Origin of the sequence: Ruegeria sp. PrR005 (genome assembly GCF_010500245.1) — a bacterium.
GTDB classification, from domain to species: Bacteria; Pseudomonadota; Alphaproteobacteria; order Rhodobacterales; family Rhodobacteraceae; genus Ruegeria_B; species Ruegeria_B marisflavi.
This window is the reverse complement of the sequence record NZ_JAAGOX010000057.1, coordinates 104,472-118,605: the sequence shown is the minus strand read 5'-3', so window position 1 is coordinate 118,605 and position 14,134 is coordinate 104,472. Positions and strand designations below refer to the sequence as shown.

17 protein-coding genes are annotated in these 14,134 nt (G+C 63.2%); 5 read left to right on the top strand and 12 right to left on the bottom strand.

Annotated features, from left to right (window positions below; genetic code table 11):
* Positions 1-11 precede the first annotated feature (11 nt).
* Complete coding sequence (locus G0P99_RS24005) at positions 12-422, top strand: F0F1 ATP synthase subunit epsilon (RefSeq protein ID WP_164133027.1); 411 nt, start codon at positions 12-14, stop codon at positions 420-422.
* Positions 423-549: 127 nt separating this feature from the next.
* Positions 550-900 (top strand): H-type lectin domain-containing protein, encoded by a 351-nt coding sequence (locus tag G0P99_RS24000; protein WP_164133026.1) that lies wholly within the window; start codon positions 550-552, stop codon positions 898-900.
* Between the two features lie 78 nt (positions 901-978).
* Here G0P99_RS24000 and G0P99_RS23995 read toward each other — a convergent pair whose 3' ends face one another.
* The 4 genes from G0P99_RS23995 to G0P99_RS23980 form a co-directional block, all read right to left on the bottom strand.
* Positions 979-1,389, bottom strand: a complete 411-nt coding sequence (locus G0P99_RS23995; protein ID WP_164133025.1) for a hypothetical protein — start codon at positions 1,387-1,389, stop codon at positions 979-981.
* A 56-nt stretch (positions 1,390-1,445) separates the two neighbouring features.
* Positions 1,446-1,601, bottom strand: a complete 156-nt coding sequence (locus G0P99_RS23990) for a hypothetical protein (RefSeq protein WP_164133024.1) — start codon at positions 1,599-1,601, stop codon at positions 1,446-1,448.
* Positions 1,602-1,625: 24 nt separating this feature from the next.
* Positions 1,626-1,841, bottom strand: coding sequence for an NAD(P)-binding domain-containing protein (locus G0P99_RS23985; RefSeq protein ID WP_164133023.1), 216 nt, complete (start codon positions 1,839-1,841; stop codon positions 1,626-1,628).
* Positions 1,842-2,041: 200 nt separating this feature from the next.
* A complete protein-coding gene (locus G0P99_RS23980; RefSeq protein WP_164133022.1) occupies positions 2,042-3,061 on the bottom strand; it encodes a ribose-phosphate pyrophosphokinase in 1,020 nt (339 codons plus the stop codon).
* A gap of 107 nt (positions 3,062-3,168) precedes the next feature.
* Here G0P99_RS23980 and G0P99_RS23975 point away from each other — a divergent pair, with 107 nt between their 5' ends.
* Both G0P99_RS23975 and G0P99_RS23970 read left to right on the top strand, forming a co-directional pair.
* A complete protein-coding gene (locus G0P99_RS23975; protein ID WP_164133021.1) occupies positions 3,169-3,771 on the top strand; it encodes a 2-hydroxychromene-2-carboxylate isomerase in 603 nt (200 codons plus the stop codon).
* 14 nt (positions 3,772-3,785) lie between these two features.
* Positions 3,786-4,583: an alpha/beta fold hydrolase gene (locus G0P99_RS23970; protein ID WP_239059926.1), complete on the top strand. Its 798-nt coding sequence runs from the start codon at positions 3,786-3,788 to the stop codon at positions 4,581-4,583.
* 77 nt (positions 4,584-4,660) lie between these two features.
* Here G0P99_RS23970 and G0P99_RS23965 read toward each other — a convergent pair whose 3' ends face one another.
* From G0P99_RS23965 to G0P99_RS23935, 7 genes are all read right to left on the bottom strand, one after another.
* Positions 4,661-5,698, bottom strand: a complete 1,038-nt coding sequence (locus tag G0P99_RS23965) for a low specificity L-threonine aldolase (RefSeq protein WP_164133019.1) — start codon at positions 5,696-5,698, stop codon at positions 4,661-4,663.
* Entirely contained in the window at positions 5,698-6,168 is a 471-nt protein-coding gene (locus G0P99_RS23960) for a YcgN family cysteine cluster protein (RefSeq protein ID WP_164133018.1), read from the bottom strand. The genes G0P99_RS23965 and G0P99_RS23960 overlap by 1 nt, the downstream gene beginning before the upstream one ends.
* The gene (locus G0P99_RS23955; protein WP_164133017.1) at positions 6,165-7,097 is read right to left on the bottom strand and encodes a bifunctional riboflavin kinase/FAD synthetase; all 933 of its coding nucleotides are present in this window, start codon (positions 7,095-7,097) and stop codon (positions 6,165-6,167) included. Before G0P99_RS23955 ends, G0P99_RS23960 begins: the two co-directional genes overlap by 4 nt.
* Before the next feature lie 97 nt (positions 7,098-7,194).
* A complete protein-coding gene (locus G0P99_RS25005; protein WP_164133016.1) occupies positions 7,195-8,886 on the bottom strand; it encodes a cytochrome b5 domain-containing protein in 1,692 nt (563 codons plus the stop codon).
* Between the two features lie 328 nt (positions 8,887-9,214).
* On the bottom strand, positions 9,215-9,658 hold the full coding sequence (locus G0P99_RS23945) for a MaoC family dehydratase (protein WP_044028673.1): 444 nt from the start codon (positions 9,656-9,658) through the stop codon (positions 9,215-9,217).
* A 102-nt stretch (positions 9,659-9,760) separates the two neighbouring features.
* On the bottom strand, positions 9,761-10,636 hold the full coding sequence (locus G0P99_RS23940) for an HAD family hydrolase (RefSeq protein ID WP_164133015.1): 876 nt from the start codon (positions 10,634-10,636) through the stop codon (positions 9,761-9,763).
* An 80-nt stretch (positions 10,637-10,716) separates the two neighbouring features.
* A complete protein-coding gene (locus G0P99_RS23935) occupies positions 10,717-11,634 on the bottom strand; it encodes a GlxA family transcriptional regulator (protein WP_164133014.1) in 918 nt (305 codons plus the stop codon).
* A 102-nt stretch (positions 11,635-11,736) separates the two neighbouring features.
* Here G0P99_RS23935 and G0P99_RS23930 point away from each other — a divergent pair, with 102 nt between their 5' ends.
* Positions 11,737-12,144, top strand: coding sequence for a GFA family protein (locus G0P99_RS23930; protein WP_164133013.1), 408 nt, complete (start codon positions 11,737-11,739; stop codon positions 12,142-12,144).
* Positions 12,145-12,169: 25 nt separating this feature from the next.
* Here G0P99_RS23930 and G0P99_RS23925 read toward each other — a convergent pair whose 3' ends face one another.
* Positions 12,170-14,128 carry a bifunctional 2',3'-cyclic-nucleotide 2'-phosphodiesterase/3'-nucleotidase gene (locus G0P99_RS23925; RefSeq protein WP_164133012.1) on the bottom strand — a complete coding sequence of 653 codons (1,959 nt, stop codon included), beginning with the start codon at positions 14,126-14,128 and terminating at the stop codon, positions 12,170-12,172.
* Positions 14,129-14,134 lie beyond the last annotated feature (6 nt).

Below are 14,134 nucleotides of genomic sequence, written 5' to 3'. Positions count from 1 at the left end.
GAGTATCCCTGATGGCAAATACAATGCAATTCGACCTCGTCAGCCCGGAGCGCCGCCTTGCGTCGCTCCAGGTGACTGCGGTCCAGATTCCCGGTGCGGACGGGGACATGACGGCAATGCCCGATCATGCCCCCACCATCACCACGCTGCGTCCAGGGATCCTCAAGGTCGAAGGACCCGAAGGATCCAGCGAATATCTGGTGACCGGCGGGTTCGCCCAGATCGGTGCCGACACCCTGTCGGTGCTGGCCGAAAAGGCGATCCCGGTAACGGAAGTCACCCGCGCGCATCTGGACGAGCTGATCGCCGAAGCGCGTGCGTCGCATGACGCGGCCAAGGCACAGGAGCATCACAGCATCGTGGACGATGCGGCGAAGCTTCTGGCCGATATGGAGGCCCTGGGCACCCATATGGGGCTCTAAGCTTCTGGCTTTCGCAGCAAGAACATGGGGCCAGCCGGGCAACGGGCTGGCCCTTTTTGCGTCAATTTTTGGCCTGATTGGCCTGTGATATTTCTCACCCGCCTGTCGTCGTCTTGGATCGTGACCCATGAAAGTTTTCTCCGCCCACCGTATGGCCATTCAGCAAGGCGATGTTGCGATGTTCTCGGACTACGAGAACGGAGGGGATATGTGGACCGGATCGGGAAACCGCGAACGCAGACATACCGTCCGCTTCAAGCAGGCATTCCGCTCGGCTCCGGCCATTGTGGTTGGGATCTCACTTTGGGATGTCGATACCGGAGCGGCAGTTCGGGCCGAAGTAAAGGCGGATGACGTCACCCCGGACGGGTTCGACATCGTGTTTCGCACATGGGCCGATACACGTGTCGCCCGGCTTCGCATTGGATGGACGGCGATCGGTGAAGTATCCAACGAAGACGATTGGGATGTCGAGTAGGGCACCAAAACGTCTAAACCAGATCGGCGAAAGATGGCTGCCGAACGATCAAGGTGCTTTGGGAGGGCGCTGCCAGCTTCAGGTGCCGAGGGACCCTCGAAGCACTTCTATCACAGTCGCAATATCCCGATGGCCGTGACCCAGCGCGATGGCCCGCCGAAAGAGGCTTGAAATCAGCTCCGGAATCTCCTGATTGATCTTGTTTGTCTGGGCCTGTTCCAGAATCCGGTCCAAGGCGGCGTTCCAGACTTCCAGGGTCGCTCCGGGTTGGTCATAGTCGTGCTCGGAAATGCGCCGTGCCAAATGCGCCGCCGGGTCCTGGGGCGGCAACAACGATGCAAACAGATCAATGCCGAGCCCTTCGCTCTCACAGACCCGCGCCCCGTGCCAGACGCCAAGATAGTAGGCGAGTTGGTGGCTCAACAAGGCCATGTCCAGTACTGCCGCACCACCGGTTTCTGCGCCGACGTATCGCAATTCTTCTTCCAAGGCGCCGGAAATCGCTGATGCCGGGAGCAATCATCATCAGGCCCCGAAAACAGGATTCAGGCATAATCGGCGCCGATGCCCTCCGGATAGGGCATGATGGCACCGTCAAGGACAACAATGCCGTTCGAGTTTCGCCACCGCGCGAGCTGCCAGGCTTCGGCCGGTGTCCCCGTGCTCAACTGCACCAGAGTGCGACCGGCCAGCGCTTCCAAAAGACCCTCGGAGTCGATCAGGGCTCAGGTCGCGTCATAGTTGTCCAAACAGATGACCGTGACCGGGCTGGCGCGGACGGCTTGCCAAGCGGTCTCACAAGGCACGGCGCCTTCGTTCCCGACAGAGGTCATACGCGCTGTGGTTCTGTTCCAGACCGAGACACCATGCCCGTTTCGCAAGTACGCCAGCGCCAGCGCGGATCCCATCGCGCCAAGGCCAATCATGGTCACATCCGACATATGCGCTCCGACGTCTGCTCCTCGCCCGAAAGCCTACCGGTTTCCGATGGTGGTCTCTGACTGCTCCAATGAAGTGTACAAAATTTTACTGAAATCATCCATCGCGACCGGGCGATGCATTTCCAATGCAACAAAAAAAGGGATGGCGGCCACCGTTGCCGGAAGCCGCCATTTCCATCCCGGTTCGGGCAACCGGTGCGTCAGTCCATATGATAGAGCGACTCGTAGATCGGCCGCAGGGTCTTGTCCTCGAACAGGGACGAGACAGAGGTGCCGTTCCAGATATTGAGGATCGCCTGGGTAAAAATCGGCGCGGTTGGGACCACACGGATATTCGGCGCGGCCAGGATTTCCGGTGTCGGCTGGATCGAATCCGTGATCACCAGCGATTTCATCACCGAGTTGCTCACCCGTTCGACCGCCGGCCCGCTCATCACACCGTGCGAGATATACGAGTGGACCTCGCGCGCGCCATTATCGAGCAGCACCTGCGCCGCCTTGCACAGAGTTCCGGCCGTGTCGCAGATGTCGTCGACGATCAGGCAGATCTTGTCGGTCACATCGCCGATCACCGTCATCTCGGCGACTTCGCCCGGCTTTTCACGGCGCTTATCCACGATCGACAGCGGCGCGTTGATCCGCTTGGCCAGTTCGCGTGCGCGCGCCACGCCGCCCACGTCTGGCGAGACGACCATCAGGTCGCCCATCCGGTCCTTGAAATGGGTTCGAACATCCAGGGCGAAAATCGGTGAAGCATAGAGGTTGTCGACCGGAATATCGAAGAAACCCTGAATCTGGGCCGCGTGCAGGTCCATGGTCAGGATCCGCTCGATCCCAGCGCCGGTCAGCATGTTCGCCACCAGCTTCGCGCTGATAGGCGTACGCGCCTTGGTCCGCCGGTCCTGCCGGGCATAGCCGAAATACGGGATTACCGCCGTGATCCGCGCCGCTGACGACCGCCGCAGCGCATCTGCGATGATCAGCAGCTCCATCAGATTGTCATTGGCGGGGTTCGATGTCGGCTGGATGATGAACATGTCCTCGCCGCGGACATTTTCGAACACCTCGACAAAGATCTCGCCATCGTTGAACCGTTCGACACGGGCGTTGACCAGACCCTGGTCGACACCTCGATACAGGCTCATACGGCGCGCTATCGACTGGGCCAACGGCAGATTGGCGTTCCCAGAGATGAGCTTGGGTTCGGTGAGTGACGGCATGACGGATATCCCCAGGCAGCACTGTCTGTTGTGACAGATTCGTGATGTTGACACCGCTTAGCATGGGCTTACGGTCCAGCAAAGGTAACGCTGCGGAGAAAGTGAACATGGCCGATATCGACTACTTTTTTGCGACACTCTCGCCCTTTTCCTATCTGGCCGGGATGCGACTGGAGGAGGTGGCCGCAAAGCACGGGGCCAGCATCGCCTACAAGCCGGTGGATATCCTGGCGCTTTTCGGCCGGACCGGCGGCGTGCCCCCGAAGGACCGGCACCCCTCGCGCATCGAATACCGGGCCCAGGAGTTGCAGCGTCAGGCCAGGAAGACCGGTTTGCCGTTCAACCTCAAGCCCGCACATTGGCCGACGAATGCCGCGCCCTCCTCTTACGCGATCATTGCAGCGATCCGGGACGGCAGCGGCGATGTCGGTGCGCTGTGTCATTCGATCTTGCGGGCCTGCTGGGCCGAAGACACGGACATCGCGCAGGACGAGGTGATCCGCGATTGCCTGGACCGCGCCGGTTTCGATCCGGATCTGGCAAACAGCGGCCTGCTGGTTGGGGCGGAAACCTATGCCTCCAACCTGGAGGAGGCGGTCGATCGCGGTGTCTTTGGCGCCCCGTTCTACATCACTTCGGATGGCCAGAGGTTCTGGGGACAGGACCGGCTGGACGATCTCGACGCGCATCTGTCGGAGATGAAGGGTTGAGGGATACATCCTCTTTGCCCCAACCCGTCCACGTCAGCCATTTCGGCCATGGGCCGCGGAAGGTGCTGGCACTGCATTGCACCATTGCCCATTCCGGGGCGTGGAAGGGTCTGGCACGCGCTCTGGGGGCCGAGGCCCGGTTCACAGCGCCCGACATGCTCAGCCACGGCCGCAGCCCGGATTGGGACGGGCAGGGGGGCTATCAGGATCGCATCCTGGAAAACGCGCAGGCCTGTCTCGACACTCCTATGGATGTGATCGGCCATTCCTTCGGCGCCACCGTCGCCTTGCGGCTGGCGGTCGAACACCCGGACCTCGTGCGCAGCCTGACGCTCATCGAGCCGGTGTTCTTCGCCGTGGCCTGCCGGGACGCGCCTGACCTGATCGAACAGCATGGTCAGGACGCACAACCCTATATCTCGGCCCTGAAAAGCGGCGACAAGGCGCTGGCCGCCCGTCTGTTCAACCGGATGTGGAGCACCGCCGACAGCCCGCGTTGGCCGGACCTGCCCGAAGCGACCCGCGCGGCAATGATCCGGGGCATTCACATCGTGCCAACTGTGGATGAGGCGCTGTTCAATGACACGGCCGGGCTGCTGGCGCCCGGGCGGCTCGACCGCGCCACGATGCCGGTCCTGCTCTTGCGCGGCGGGTTGACCCATCCGGTGATGGAGGCGATCTCAAAAGGTCTCGTGCGGCGTCTGCCCGATGCAACCGAAGAGGTCATAGCAGGGGCCGGTCACATGCTGCCCATCAGCCACCCGGCAGAGACGGCGGCGTACATCCGCGCGCTCTGGTCGCGAGCCGGCTGACGGTCAGCCTCTTCATTTCGCTGAAAATACTCCGGGGGGAGCGCCGAACGGCGCGGGGGGCAGCGCCCCCCACGCGCTTAGAGCAGGGACAGGAAGCGGTCGATCTGATCCGTCCCGATCGACCAGTCGCAGACCATGCGGCAGGCCAGAATCTCGCTCTCGTCCTCTCCCTCCAGTTCCGCACCCCACAGGTGATAGGACGCGCCCGCGTCCATCAGCCGCCGGTGCGTGGCACGCGGGAAGCTGGCAAAGACGATATTGGCCTGCGGTTCGTGCAGGAACGTGGCCCCCGCCGTCCGCAGCCCCTCGACCAGTCGGGCGCAATTGTCATTGGCCCGCCGTGCCGAGCGCAGCCAGAGGTCACCCGTCAGATAGGCATCCATCTGCGCCGACAGATAGCGGTGTTTTGAAAAGAGATGCGCGCCGCGCTTGCGGCGCAGCTCAAACTCCCAGGAATGTTTCGGGTCGAAGAAGATCACCGCCTCAACCCCCATGCAGCCATTCTTGGTGCCGCCAAAGCTGACCGCGTCAACGCCCGCCTTCCAAGTCATCTCGGCCGGCGAGGCGTTGAGGGCGACCAGCGCATTGGCAAAGCGTGCGCCATCCAGATGTACCGGCAGACCGTACTCCTTGGCCACGGCGCACAGAACCTGCAACTCGCCGATGGAATAGACGCCACCGCGTTCGGTCACCTGGGTGATCGAAACCGGGCCGCGCTGCGGCCCGTGCACGCCACGGGTCTCTTCGCCCGTGATCGAGGCGCGCAGCGCTTCGGGCGTCATCCGGTCGCCGCCGGACACCAGGGTCAACTTGGCGCCGCCCGAATAGAATTCGGGTGCGTTGCATTCGTCCTCGTGGATATGGGCCACGGGCGAGCAGAAGATCGTCTGCCACGGCTGCGACAGGGTGGCCAACGCCAGCGAGTTGGCCGCCGTTCCGGTTGCAACCAGATAAACCGCCGCCTCGGGCGCCTCGAAAATGTGACGGATTTTCTCGCGCACCGCCTGCATCTGCGCATCCGCCCCATAGGCCATGGCATAGCCCTGGTTGGCCTCGGCCAGGGCAGTCAGAACCTCGGGGTGGACAGGGCCGGAATTGTCAGAGGCAAAGAACATCAGATGGGCTCCTCGATGATATGGTCTTCCCAGTCTTCTTCGGGGGTTTCGAATTCGGATACGGTGATGCCGCGCACCGACACGCCCGCCCGGTGCACGCTTTCGGCATCGCCCGAGATCAGCGGGTGCCAGTCAAAAAGCGGCTTGCCCTCCCACAGCAGCCGATAGGCGCAGGTGCGGGGCATCCAATAGGCGTGGCTGTCCAGATTGTCAGGTGTCAGCACGATGCAATCGGGCACAAACTGGTGACGGATCGGGTATTGTGTGCAATGGCAGCTCTCGTCATCCAGCAGCCGACAGGCGACCCGGGTCAGTTCGACCTCGCCTGTATCCTCGTCCTCGAGCTTGTTCAGGCAGCATTTGCCGCAGCCGTCGCACAATGCCTCCCACTCGGTCTTGCTCAGCCGCGCCAGCGGCTTGCGCTCCCAAAAACGCGGGCGCAGCCCGTTGCGGTCGATCGGATCTTTCATAGGGCGGCCAGGATGTCGCAGGCGCGGGCGCAATCGGCGTCCATTTGCGCGATAAGGGCGTCCAGCCCGTCAAAGGTCATTTCGGGACGAAGATACTCAACCAACCCGACGCTCAACGTCGCGCCATAAAGATCGCCGGAAAAATCAAACAGGAAGGTTTCGATATTGGGCTGCTCGCCTTTGAACATCGGTCGCACACCGACCGAAGCGGCGCCATGATAGCTGCCCTTGTGTGGCCCATCCAGCACATCGACCAGCACCGCATAGACGCCAAACCGGGGCGGGTGCAGCCCGTCAATGGACATATTGGCGGTGGGAAAGCCCAATTCGCGCCCGCGCTGCTCGCCGCCGATTACCGGCCCCTCGATCCGATGCCAATGGCCCAGCATTGCGGCGGCGTCACGCGGGCGGCCCTCGCTTAGCGCGGAGCGGATCGCGGTCGAGGAGATCACGCGCTCGGTCTGCTCCAAAAGCGGCGCAATGGTGACACCGTACCCCATCTGCTGACCGAACCGCACCATGTCGGCGGCGTTGCCGCTGCGGCCCTTGCCGAAACAGAAATCGGCACCGATTACCACATGCGCCAGGCCGAGACCGTCGCAGATGACGCGGCGCGCGAACTCTTCGGGCGTCAACCCGGCCAGCGCGGCGTTGAAGGGCAGCTCATACAGCCGCTCGACGCCCAGCTTTTCCAGCCGGTGCGCGCGAGCCGGGCCGCGCATCAGGCGAAAGGGCGGGCTGTCGGGGGCGAAATACTCGCGCGGATGCGGCTCGAAGGTCATCACCCCCAGTGGCGCCTCGGGCGCCGCCTGCCGCGCCAGTTCGATCACCGACCGGTGGCCGATATGCACGCCGTCGAAATTCCCGATGGCGACGCTGGCGCCCCGGTCTGCGGGTTCAAGAAATCTGTAGTCGCGGATGATACGCATGCAGGTTGGGTAAACGCAGGTCGCCCCGGGTTCAAGCGCGACTTGATGGAGCAGGGGCGTTTCGGTCACCGGGCAGAGACTGTTTGGGTCACTCGGGTCATGCCGAGGGCTCTGCCCCCTCCGTTGTCTCGACCAGTTCACCGATACAGAAATGCGCCATATGCGCGATCGCTTGCGTGCTGTGATAATCGCCGAACTCGGCGGTCGCATCCTTGCCCGCATAAATCCGGGCAATGCCCGCGCCGCCGGGGTGATGGGGCGCCCAGGCCGTGATGTCATAGACATTGCCCGAAACGATGATCCAGCAATCGTCGCGGGTGTTGTGCCGGGCGACCTCGGCGCGGGTCACGCGACGGGCGCCATTGGCCGGGATCTCTGGCCGCCAGAGGCTTTGCATCGCCTTTGCATGGTCCTCTTTCGACGCCTCGCGGTAATCCCACGGCCCCCATTTCTTGGCGGGCAGGGCCAGTCCGATATTGCGGGCGTCAAAGGCATAGATCCAGGCGTCATTCTCGCCGCCCCGCTTGTCGTGTGAAAACGCTGGCGTGACGCGTTCATCCAGCCCTTCGAGCAGTGCCTTTTGCGCCTCCGTATCCTTGGGCCGCAGATGGTCGAAGGCAAACTTCGACCCCAGTTGAAACCGGGTGGCGCGATAGTGCCGCACCCGTTCGTAATGCGACAGGGCCGAAGGCACGTCGCCGCGGTGCAAGGCAAAGGCGCGGCCAAGCGCGGCGGCGTCTTCGAATGCCTGCGCCGCCCCCTGGCCGAACGTGGGCAGCATCGGATGCGCCGCGTCGCCCAACAGGCAGATGCGCCCCTGCACCCAGGTCTCCAGCGCGTCGCGGTCATAAAGCCCCCATTTGGTCGGACGCACCATCGCCCCGGCCAGGGCGACTAAGTCATCGCAATTGGGAAGCTCGGCAAAGGCCACGCTGACGTCGCGGGTGATCTCCTCCTGACTGATGGGAAACCAGTCGCCCTCTTCCTGTTCAAAGGCGGTTGAGTCGGGTTCATACCGGGCGATCCAGACATTCAGCAACTCGCCGCCGCGTACCCAATAGGTGGTGGCGCCGCTGCGTTCCGTCTTGTGGCGGTCCATGCTGAAAGAGTGGATTGGATTGTGGTCCAGCGGACGGCCATCAGGCTTGCGCAGCGCGGCCACGGTTGCGCGGGGAATGAGGCCGCGAAAACAGGTGACCTCGGTCCAGCGCTTGGGGCGCGGGTTGGGCCATGCCAGCATCAACGTGGCCGAGTTGATCCCATCGGCGCCAACCAGAATGTCGCCGGTTGCCCTCTGTCCGTTGGCAAAGACCGCTGTCACGCCCTCGTCCGTCTGGTGCAACCGGTCGAGCCGACAGTCCATATGCACCGAGATCGGGCAAGGCGCGCCGCTGTCGGGGCCGAACTCGAACACCCGTTTGTAAAGGCACATCAGCAGGTCCAGCCTGTGCATGTGATGGAACCCGGCAGCATCGCCCGCTGCGGTGACATGGTCGAATGGCCTTTCGGTCACGCTGCCATCGGTGTTGAACTGCCGGGTCGATTTCAGGATCGCGGCCCGACCGCCATCAATCGCGCCATCCGGCCCCTTTGGGTCACCGCCATCCAGATCGACCCCCAGCCAGCGGCAGATCCGCGCCCCATTGGGTGGAATGTTGAGCCCGGCCCCGGCTGTGCTGGGGTGTCTGGTCTGCTCGTAAACCTCTATCGCGGAAAAGACCCCGGATTGCCGGAGCGCCAGGGCCGCCATCAACCCTCCCATGCCTGCGCCGATGATGATTGCCCGCATCCCGCCCTCCTTCGTGAACAAGTTAAGCGTCATCTCTTCAGACGATAACAAGCCCGGGCCGGTTGTCAGCCGTTTTGTGCCAGAGGCGCACGGGCGCCGCTTGTATCGGCACCAGCGTACAATTCGTTGATATGGTGCAGGAAAGCAGGGTTCGGAGGTTAAGGTCGTGCCTGGATAGGCAGATCACATCTTCGTGTCTCGAAGCGCAGACCGGTCGCTCAAAACGCGGTTTCTGCTGGTCCGCCTTGGCACACCGGACGAGTACGATCACACGATTCGCGCTGGCTGGAAGTGCATGCCAGCACGCTTCGTGGGCGCCTACCTCTGATCAGTCGAACTTGCGCGAGGGGGCCAGCACCATCGCCTCGCCCACCAACACCTTCTTGCCATCGACGGCGCAATGGCAGTCCAGCTTGACTCGGCGCTTGGCAAAATCGATGTCGATCACCTTGACCTCGGCATAGACCGTGTCGCCCGGGCGCACCGGCGCCAGAAATTTCAGCGACTGGCCCATATAGACCGTGCCATGGCCCGGCAGCTGCTCGCCAATCACCGCCGAGATCAGCCCGGCGGTCAGCATGCCATGGGCGATACGGCCTTCAAAGATCGTGTCGCGGGCATACTCGTCGTCCAGATGCACCGGGTTGCGGTCGGTCGAGACCTGGGCGAACATCTCGATATCCTCGTCGGTGACCTGTTTGCGCAGGTACCGGGTCATGCCCATCTCGATATCTTCGATACAGATCGTTCCGCGCGGCAGATTGTCCAACATGTCACCCTCTCTATCCAGGTGGCGGAGCAACTTTGAGCAAGTCTCCACCTGACTTTGGCAACTTTATTACTTTGCAGGTGCAGAAAATCAAGCCCTTTCTGCTCAGCGCAGTTGTCCAATAGTATAGGTTGGGCTCCTGTTTTCTCTTTCCAGATATGCAGTTAGCGCAACCGGATCCGGGTTGATGCCAGTTTTGGTTTCCGATGCGGCCAGACCGCCCGAGATGAACAGGGAATCGATGCCTTCGCCTTGACCACCGGCGATGTCCGTCTGGATGCCGTCGCCGATCGCCAGGATCTCGGAATCGGGAATATCCGCCCTCAATTCCAGCAGACGGCGGCGGGCCAGATCGTAGATCGGCGGGTGTGGCTTGCCGAAGTACAGGCTCTCGCCCCCCATCTCGGTGTAAAGCCGCGCCAGCGCGCCGGCGCACCATTCGCGCACCTCGCCCCGGTCCACCACGATATCGGGATTGGCGCAGAGCAGCTTCATCCCCTTGGTCTTGGCATAGAGGAACTCGGGCCGGTTCACCGCCGGGTCGGCCATCGGGTCGAAGGGGCCGCAACAAACGATGCCCTCGGCCTCTTGCAGCGGCACGCGGGTAATCTCGACCGGGTTGTCGAGCAGTTTGAGCGGTTCGAAGAACCCGGCGTCGCGTTGCCACTCGCCCATGAAGAAGACCTTTTGCCCCACCGCGCCCCGAAACATGGCAGAGCGCGCGCTGTCGCCACTGGTGGCGATGGTGTCATAGGCGTCCTCGGGCACGTTGAACTGGACCAATTGGGTCGCAACCCCGGCGCGCGGTTTCGGAGAGTTCGTCACCAGCACGACCTTGCCGCCCTGGGCACGATAGGCTCTCAGCGCAGAGATCGCATCTGGATATGCGGTAACCCCATTGTGCACACATCCCCACAGATCGACGAACAGCGCGCGATAACGGTCGGAGATGTCGGAGAGGGCGTTTATGATCTGGGTCATGTCTGGGTCCGGTTTGGGTATTGTCGCAAAGGCTTGTATGCCGCATGCGTTGGACAATGGCCATGGGAAAGGGCTGGCGCTCAGCTGCGAAAACTTTCCAGCCGTCGCCCGGTGCGGCGGGTCATTACACGGCGGAGCGCGGTGGCATCGCCATATCCCACCCGATGCGCGATCTGTTCCAGGCTCAGCCCGCCCGCCCGGTAAAGCCGGATCGCTTCGGTCACCCGCAGGGTCTGGGCAAACTCACCCGGGGTCATGCCCGCGACCCGGGACAGACGGCGGGCAAAGGTGCGCGCGCCCAGACCGGCGGCATCGGCCAGTTCGGCCAGCGGCACCTGACGGGCGATATGGCGGCGTAAATGCAGCTCGGCCCGTTGCAGCGCCGGATCGCCCGCCACCAGGATCGCCACCGACAGATAGGGCAGCTGGCTGGGTCGGCTGTCAGCCAGCAGAAAGCGGCGGCAATCCTCGGCCAGGGCAAACCCTGCCTGGGTTTCGATCAGGTGCAGCATCAGGTCGATTTGGGCAAAGGACGCCCCCGCCGTCACCAGCGCTCCATCGCTGCACAGCACCTCGCCCATCTCGACCCGGACCTTGGGGAACCAGCCCCGCAACAGCGGCGCCAGCCACCAGGTTGTGGTGGCACAGCGCCCATCCAGAAGCCCCGCCGCCGCCAGCGCAAAGACGCCAGAGCAGGCGCTGGCAATGCGGGTACCGGGCTGGACGAAGTGGCGCAGCGCCGCGGTCAGCGCAAAAAAGGCAGGACTGTCCATCGCCGCCCGCAACTCCTCGGCCGAGGCAAGCCCCATCCCCGGCAGCACCACCAGCCCCGGCGCCGGTGTATCCGGGCAGACCGCCTCGGGGTGCAGGGTGCGCCAGCAAAACGGCGCCGTCTCGCCGCGCAACGCGGCCACCCGGTTGGCGCTGTCCAGCATGTCCTCGGCGATGGCCAGGCTGGAGCGTTGACAGGGGGTGGGATGCAGCAGGAGAACGTCCAAGGGGTGTTGTCCATTTTGATCTGGATAATGTCATTTGTGACACTAGCGGCCTGTGCCCCCTGCGTCCATCCTCGCCCGAGAAACCGAAACAGGAGACCCGGAATGACTCTTACTGGCGGATGTTACTGCGGCGCGCTGCGCTACGAGGCCGAAGGCGCGCCTATGCTCAAGGCACAATGCCACTGCCGCGCCTGCCAAACCTACTCCGGCGGCGCGCCGAACCTGTTCATGGTGATGCCCGCCGCTGGCTTTCGCTATGTCAAAGGCACGCCCAAGAGTTTTAGGCTGGAGGACCGCCCCGACCGCGTGACCCGCGATTTCTGCGCCACCTGCGGCACCGGGGTCGCCTCGCACCGGCCCGGCCTGCCGGCGGTGATCCTCAAGATCGGCACGCTGGACGACCCCGCGTTGTTCAAGGGCCCCAAAGCGGCGGTCTTTGCCGCCGAGAAACAGGCCTTTCACAACATTCCCGAAGGCGTACACGCCTTTGACGGGTTGCCCCCCGCGTAGCAGGGAGCTATCCCGCCGGCTCAGATCACAGCGCGATGCGGAACCGGGCGAAGCCGTCCGGCCCATCGCCCGCGGCCTCGATCTTTACGCCCTTCAGACCTTCGGCATATTGCGCGGCGGCTGGCCCGGTGTCGAACAGGACCGAGGTGCCGGGCAGGGGCGCAAACGACCAGTTCGCGTCGGCGCTGGGATTGATCGTGCCTTGTTCGACAATGTAGCGCACGATCACGTCCCGGTTGGTGTCAGGTCCCTCGAAAATCACCGTATCCGGCGAGGCGCCCGGGAAGTTTCCGCCGCCGCTGGCCCGGTAGTTATTCGTTGCGATCACGAATTCCATGTCATCCGTCACCGGCTTGCCATTGAAGGACAGGTTGACGATCCGCTGGGCCTCGGGATTGGCCATCTCGCCCTTGGCGCTAAAGCGGGACGGCTGGCTGAGGTCGATCTGATAGGTCACCCCGTCGATCACGTCGAAATTGTAAGACGGGAAATCGGGGTTCAGCAGAACCTGATCGGCCTCGCCTGGCGTGATCTGGTTGAAGATCCCGGCAGACCGTTCCAGCCAGCCCCGCAGCTGCGCCCCGTTCACGCGCACGGCGCGCACCGTGTTGGGGTACAAGTATAGGTCAGCAACGTTGCGGATCGCCACGTCGCCCACCGGGACATCGGTATAGTACTGCGGCCCGCCGCGCCCGCCCGCCTTGAACGGCGCTGCGGCCGAGAGGATCGGCAGACCTTCATGCTCGGTGCCCTTCATCATCTCGCCGATGTACCAGGTCTGGGCAATCGACACGATCTGCACCGAGGGATCGTCGGCCACCAAAGCGAAGTAGCTGTGCAGCGCCGCGTCGGTCTTGCCCACCGGACGGCGGACATAGGCAAGCGTCGCCTCGTGTTCGGCGCTGGCCGCCTCTTCGACCTTGGCGACACTTTCGACCAGCGGCGTGATCGAGCGGTCTTCGTTGCGCTTCGAGATGGCGCGCGCCTCGGCGGTATGGGCCACCACGCGCCATGCCCCGCCGTCGCGTTCCAGCATCAGGTCGATCAGCCCCATGTGAGAGCCCCAGAAACCGCCCATGGTCGCAGGTTTGCCCATGATGGTCCCGGCGGTCGAGTCGACGCCTGCGGTTCCCTCATATTGCGGGCCGGGGAAGACGCGGTGATGATGGCCGGTCAGTATCGCGTCGATACCGTCGACGGCCGCCAGTGGAATTGCGGCGTTCTCCTGTCCGTCCACGTGATTGGCCTCGCCAATGCCGGAATGGCAGAGGGCGATGATGATGTCTGCGCCTTGCTCCTTCATTTGCGGCACATAGGCCCGGGCGGTGTCCACGATGTCGCGCGCGACCACGTTGTTCTCCAGATGCCGCCGATCCCAGCTCATCACCTGTGGCGGGACAAAACCGATCAGACCGATCCGGATCGGATGGGGTGTCCCGTCGCCGTCGATGACCTCGCGATCCAGAATGACATAGGGCGGCAACAGCGTCTTGTCCTCGCGCGGGGAACTGCCCGCCTCGCGGGCGATATTGGCGCACACAACCGGGAAATTCGCACCCGCCAGAGACTTTGTCAGGAAATCCAGCCCATAGTTGAACTCGTGATTGCCCAAGGTCGATCCGTCAAACCCCAGCGTGTTCATCGCGGTGATGATCGGGTGGTTGTCGCCCTCGGCCATACCGCGTTCATAGGCGATGTAATCGCCCATCGGGTTACCTTGCAGAAAATCGCCGTTGTCGATCAGCAGCGAGTTGGTGCTTTCGTCCCGGATCGACTGGATCAGCGCTGCTGTGCGCGACAGGCCGACGGTGTCGATCGGTTTGTCGGCGTAGTAATCATAGGGGTAGACATGCACATGAAGGTCTGTCGTCTCCATGATCCGCAAATGGGCCTGCATCCCGGATGCCCGCGCCGAGAACGGATGCAGCGCGATAAAGCCAGCGGTTGCGCCGATAAAGGAACGGCGGTCTAGGAGAAGCGGCATGTCAGT

Bases quoted from the DNA above. Each gene is read 5' to 3' on its own strand.
- G0P99_RS24005 (WP_164133027.1), top strand. From the start codon at position 12: ATGGCAAATACAATGCAATTCGACCTCGTCAGCCCGGAGCGCCGCCTT.
- G0P99_RS24000 (WP_164133026.1), top strand. From the start codon at position 550: ATGAAAGTTTTCTCCGCCCACCGTATGGCCATTCAGCAAGGCGATGTT.
- G0P99_RS23985 (WP_164133023.1), bottom strand. From the start codon at position 1,841: ATGTCGGATGTGACCATGATTGGCCTTGGCGCGATGGGATCCGCGCTG.
- G0P99_RS23980 (WP_164133022.1), bottom strand. From the start codon at position 3,061: ATGCCGTCACTCACCGAACCCAAGCTCATCTCTGGGAACGCCAATCTG.
- G0P99_RS23975 (WP_164133021.1), top strand. From the start codon at position 3,169: ATGGCCGATATCGACTACTTTTTTGCGACACTCTCGCCCTTTTCCTAT.
- G0P99_RS23965 (WP_164133019.1), bottom strand. From the start codon at position 5,698: ATGTTCTTTGCCTCTGACAATTCCGGCCCTGTCCACCCCGAGGTTCTG.
- G0P99_RS23960 (WP_164133018.1), bottom strand. From the start codon at position 6,168: ATGAAAGATCCGATCGACCGCAACGGGCTGCGCCCGCGTTTTTGGGAG.
- G0P99_RS23955 (WP_164133017.1), bottom strand. From the start codon at position 7,097: ATGCGTATCATCCGCGACTACAGATTTCTTGAACCCGCAGACCGGGGC.
- G0P99_RS25005 (WP_164133016.1), bottom strand. From the start codon at position 8,886: ATGCGGGCAATCATCATCGGCGCAGGCATGGGAGGGTTGATGGCGGCC.
- G0P99_RS23945 (WP_044028673.1), bottom strand. From the start codon at position 9,658: ATGTTGGACAATCTGCCGCGCGGAACGATCTGTATCGAAGATATCGAG.
- G0P99_RS23940 (WP_164133015.1), bottom strand. From the start codon at position 10,636: ATGACCCAGATCATAAACGCCCTCTCCGACATCTCCGACCGTTATCGC.
- G0P99_RS23930 (WP_164133013.1), top strand. From the start codon at position 11,737: ATGACTCTTACTGGCGGATGTTACTGCGGCGCGCTGCGCTACGAGGCC.
- G0P99_RS23925 (WP_164133012.1), bottom strand. From the start codon at position 14,128: ATGCCGCTTCTCCTAGACCGCCGTTCCTTTATCGGCGCAACCGCTGGC.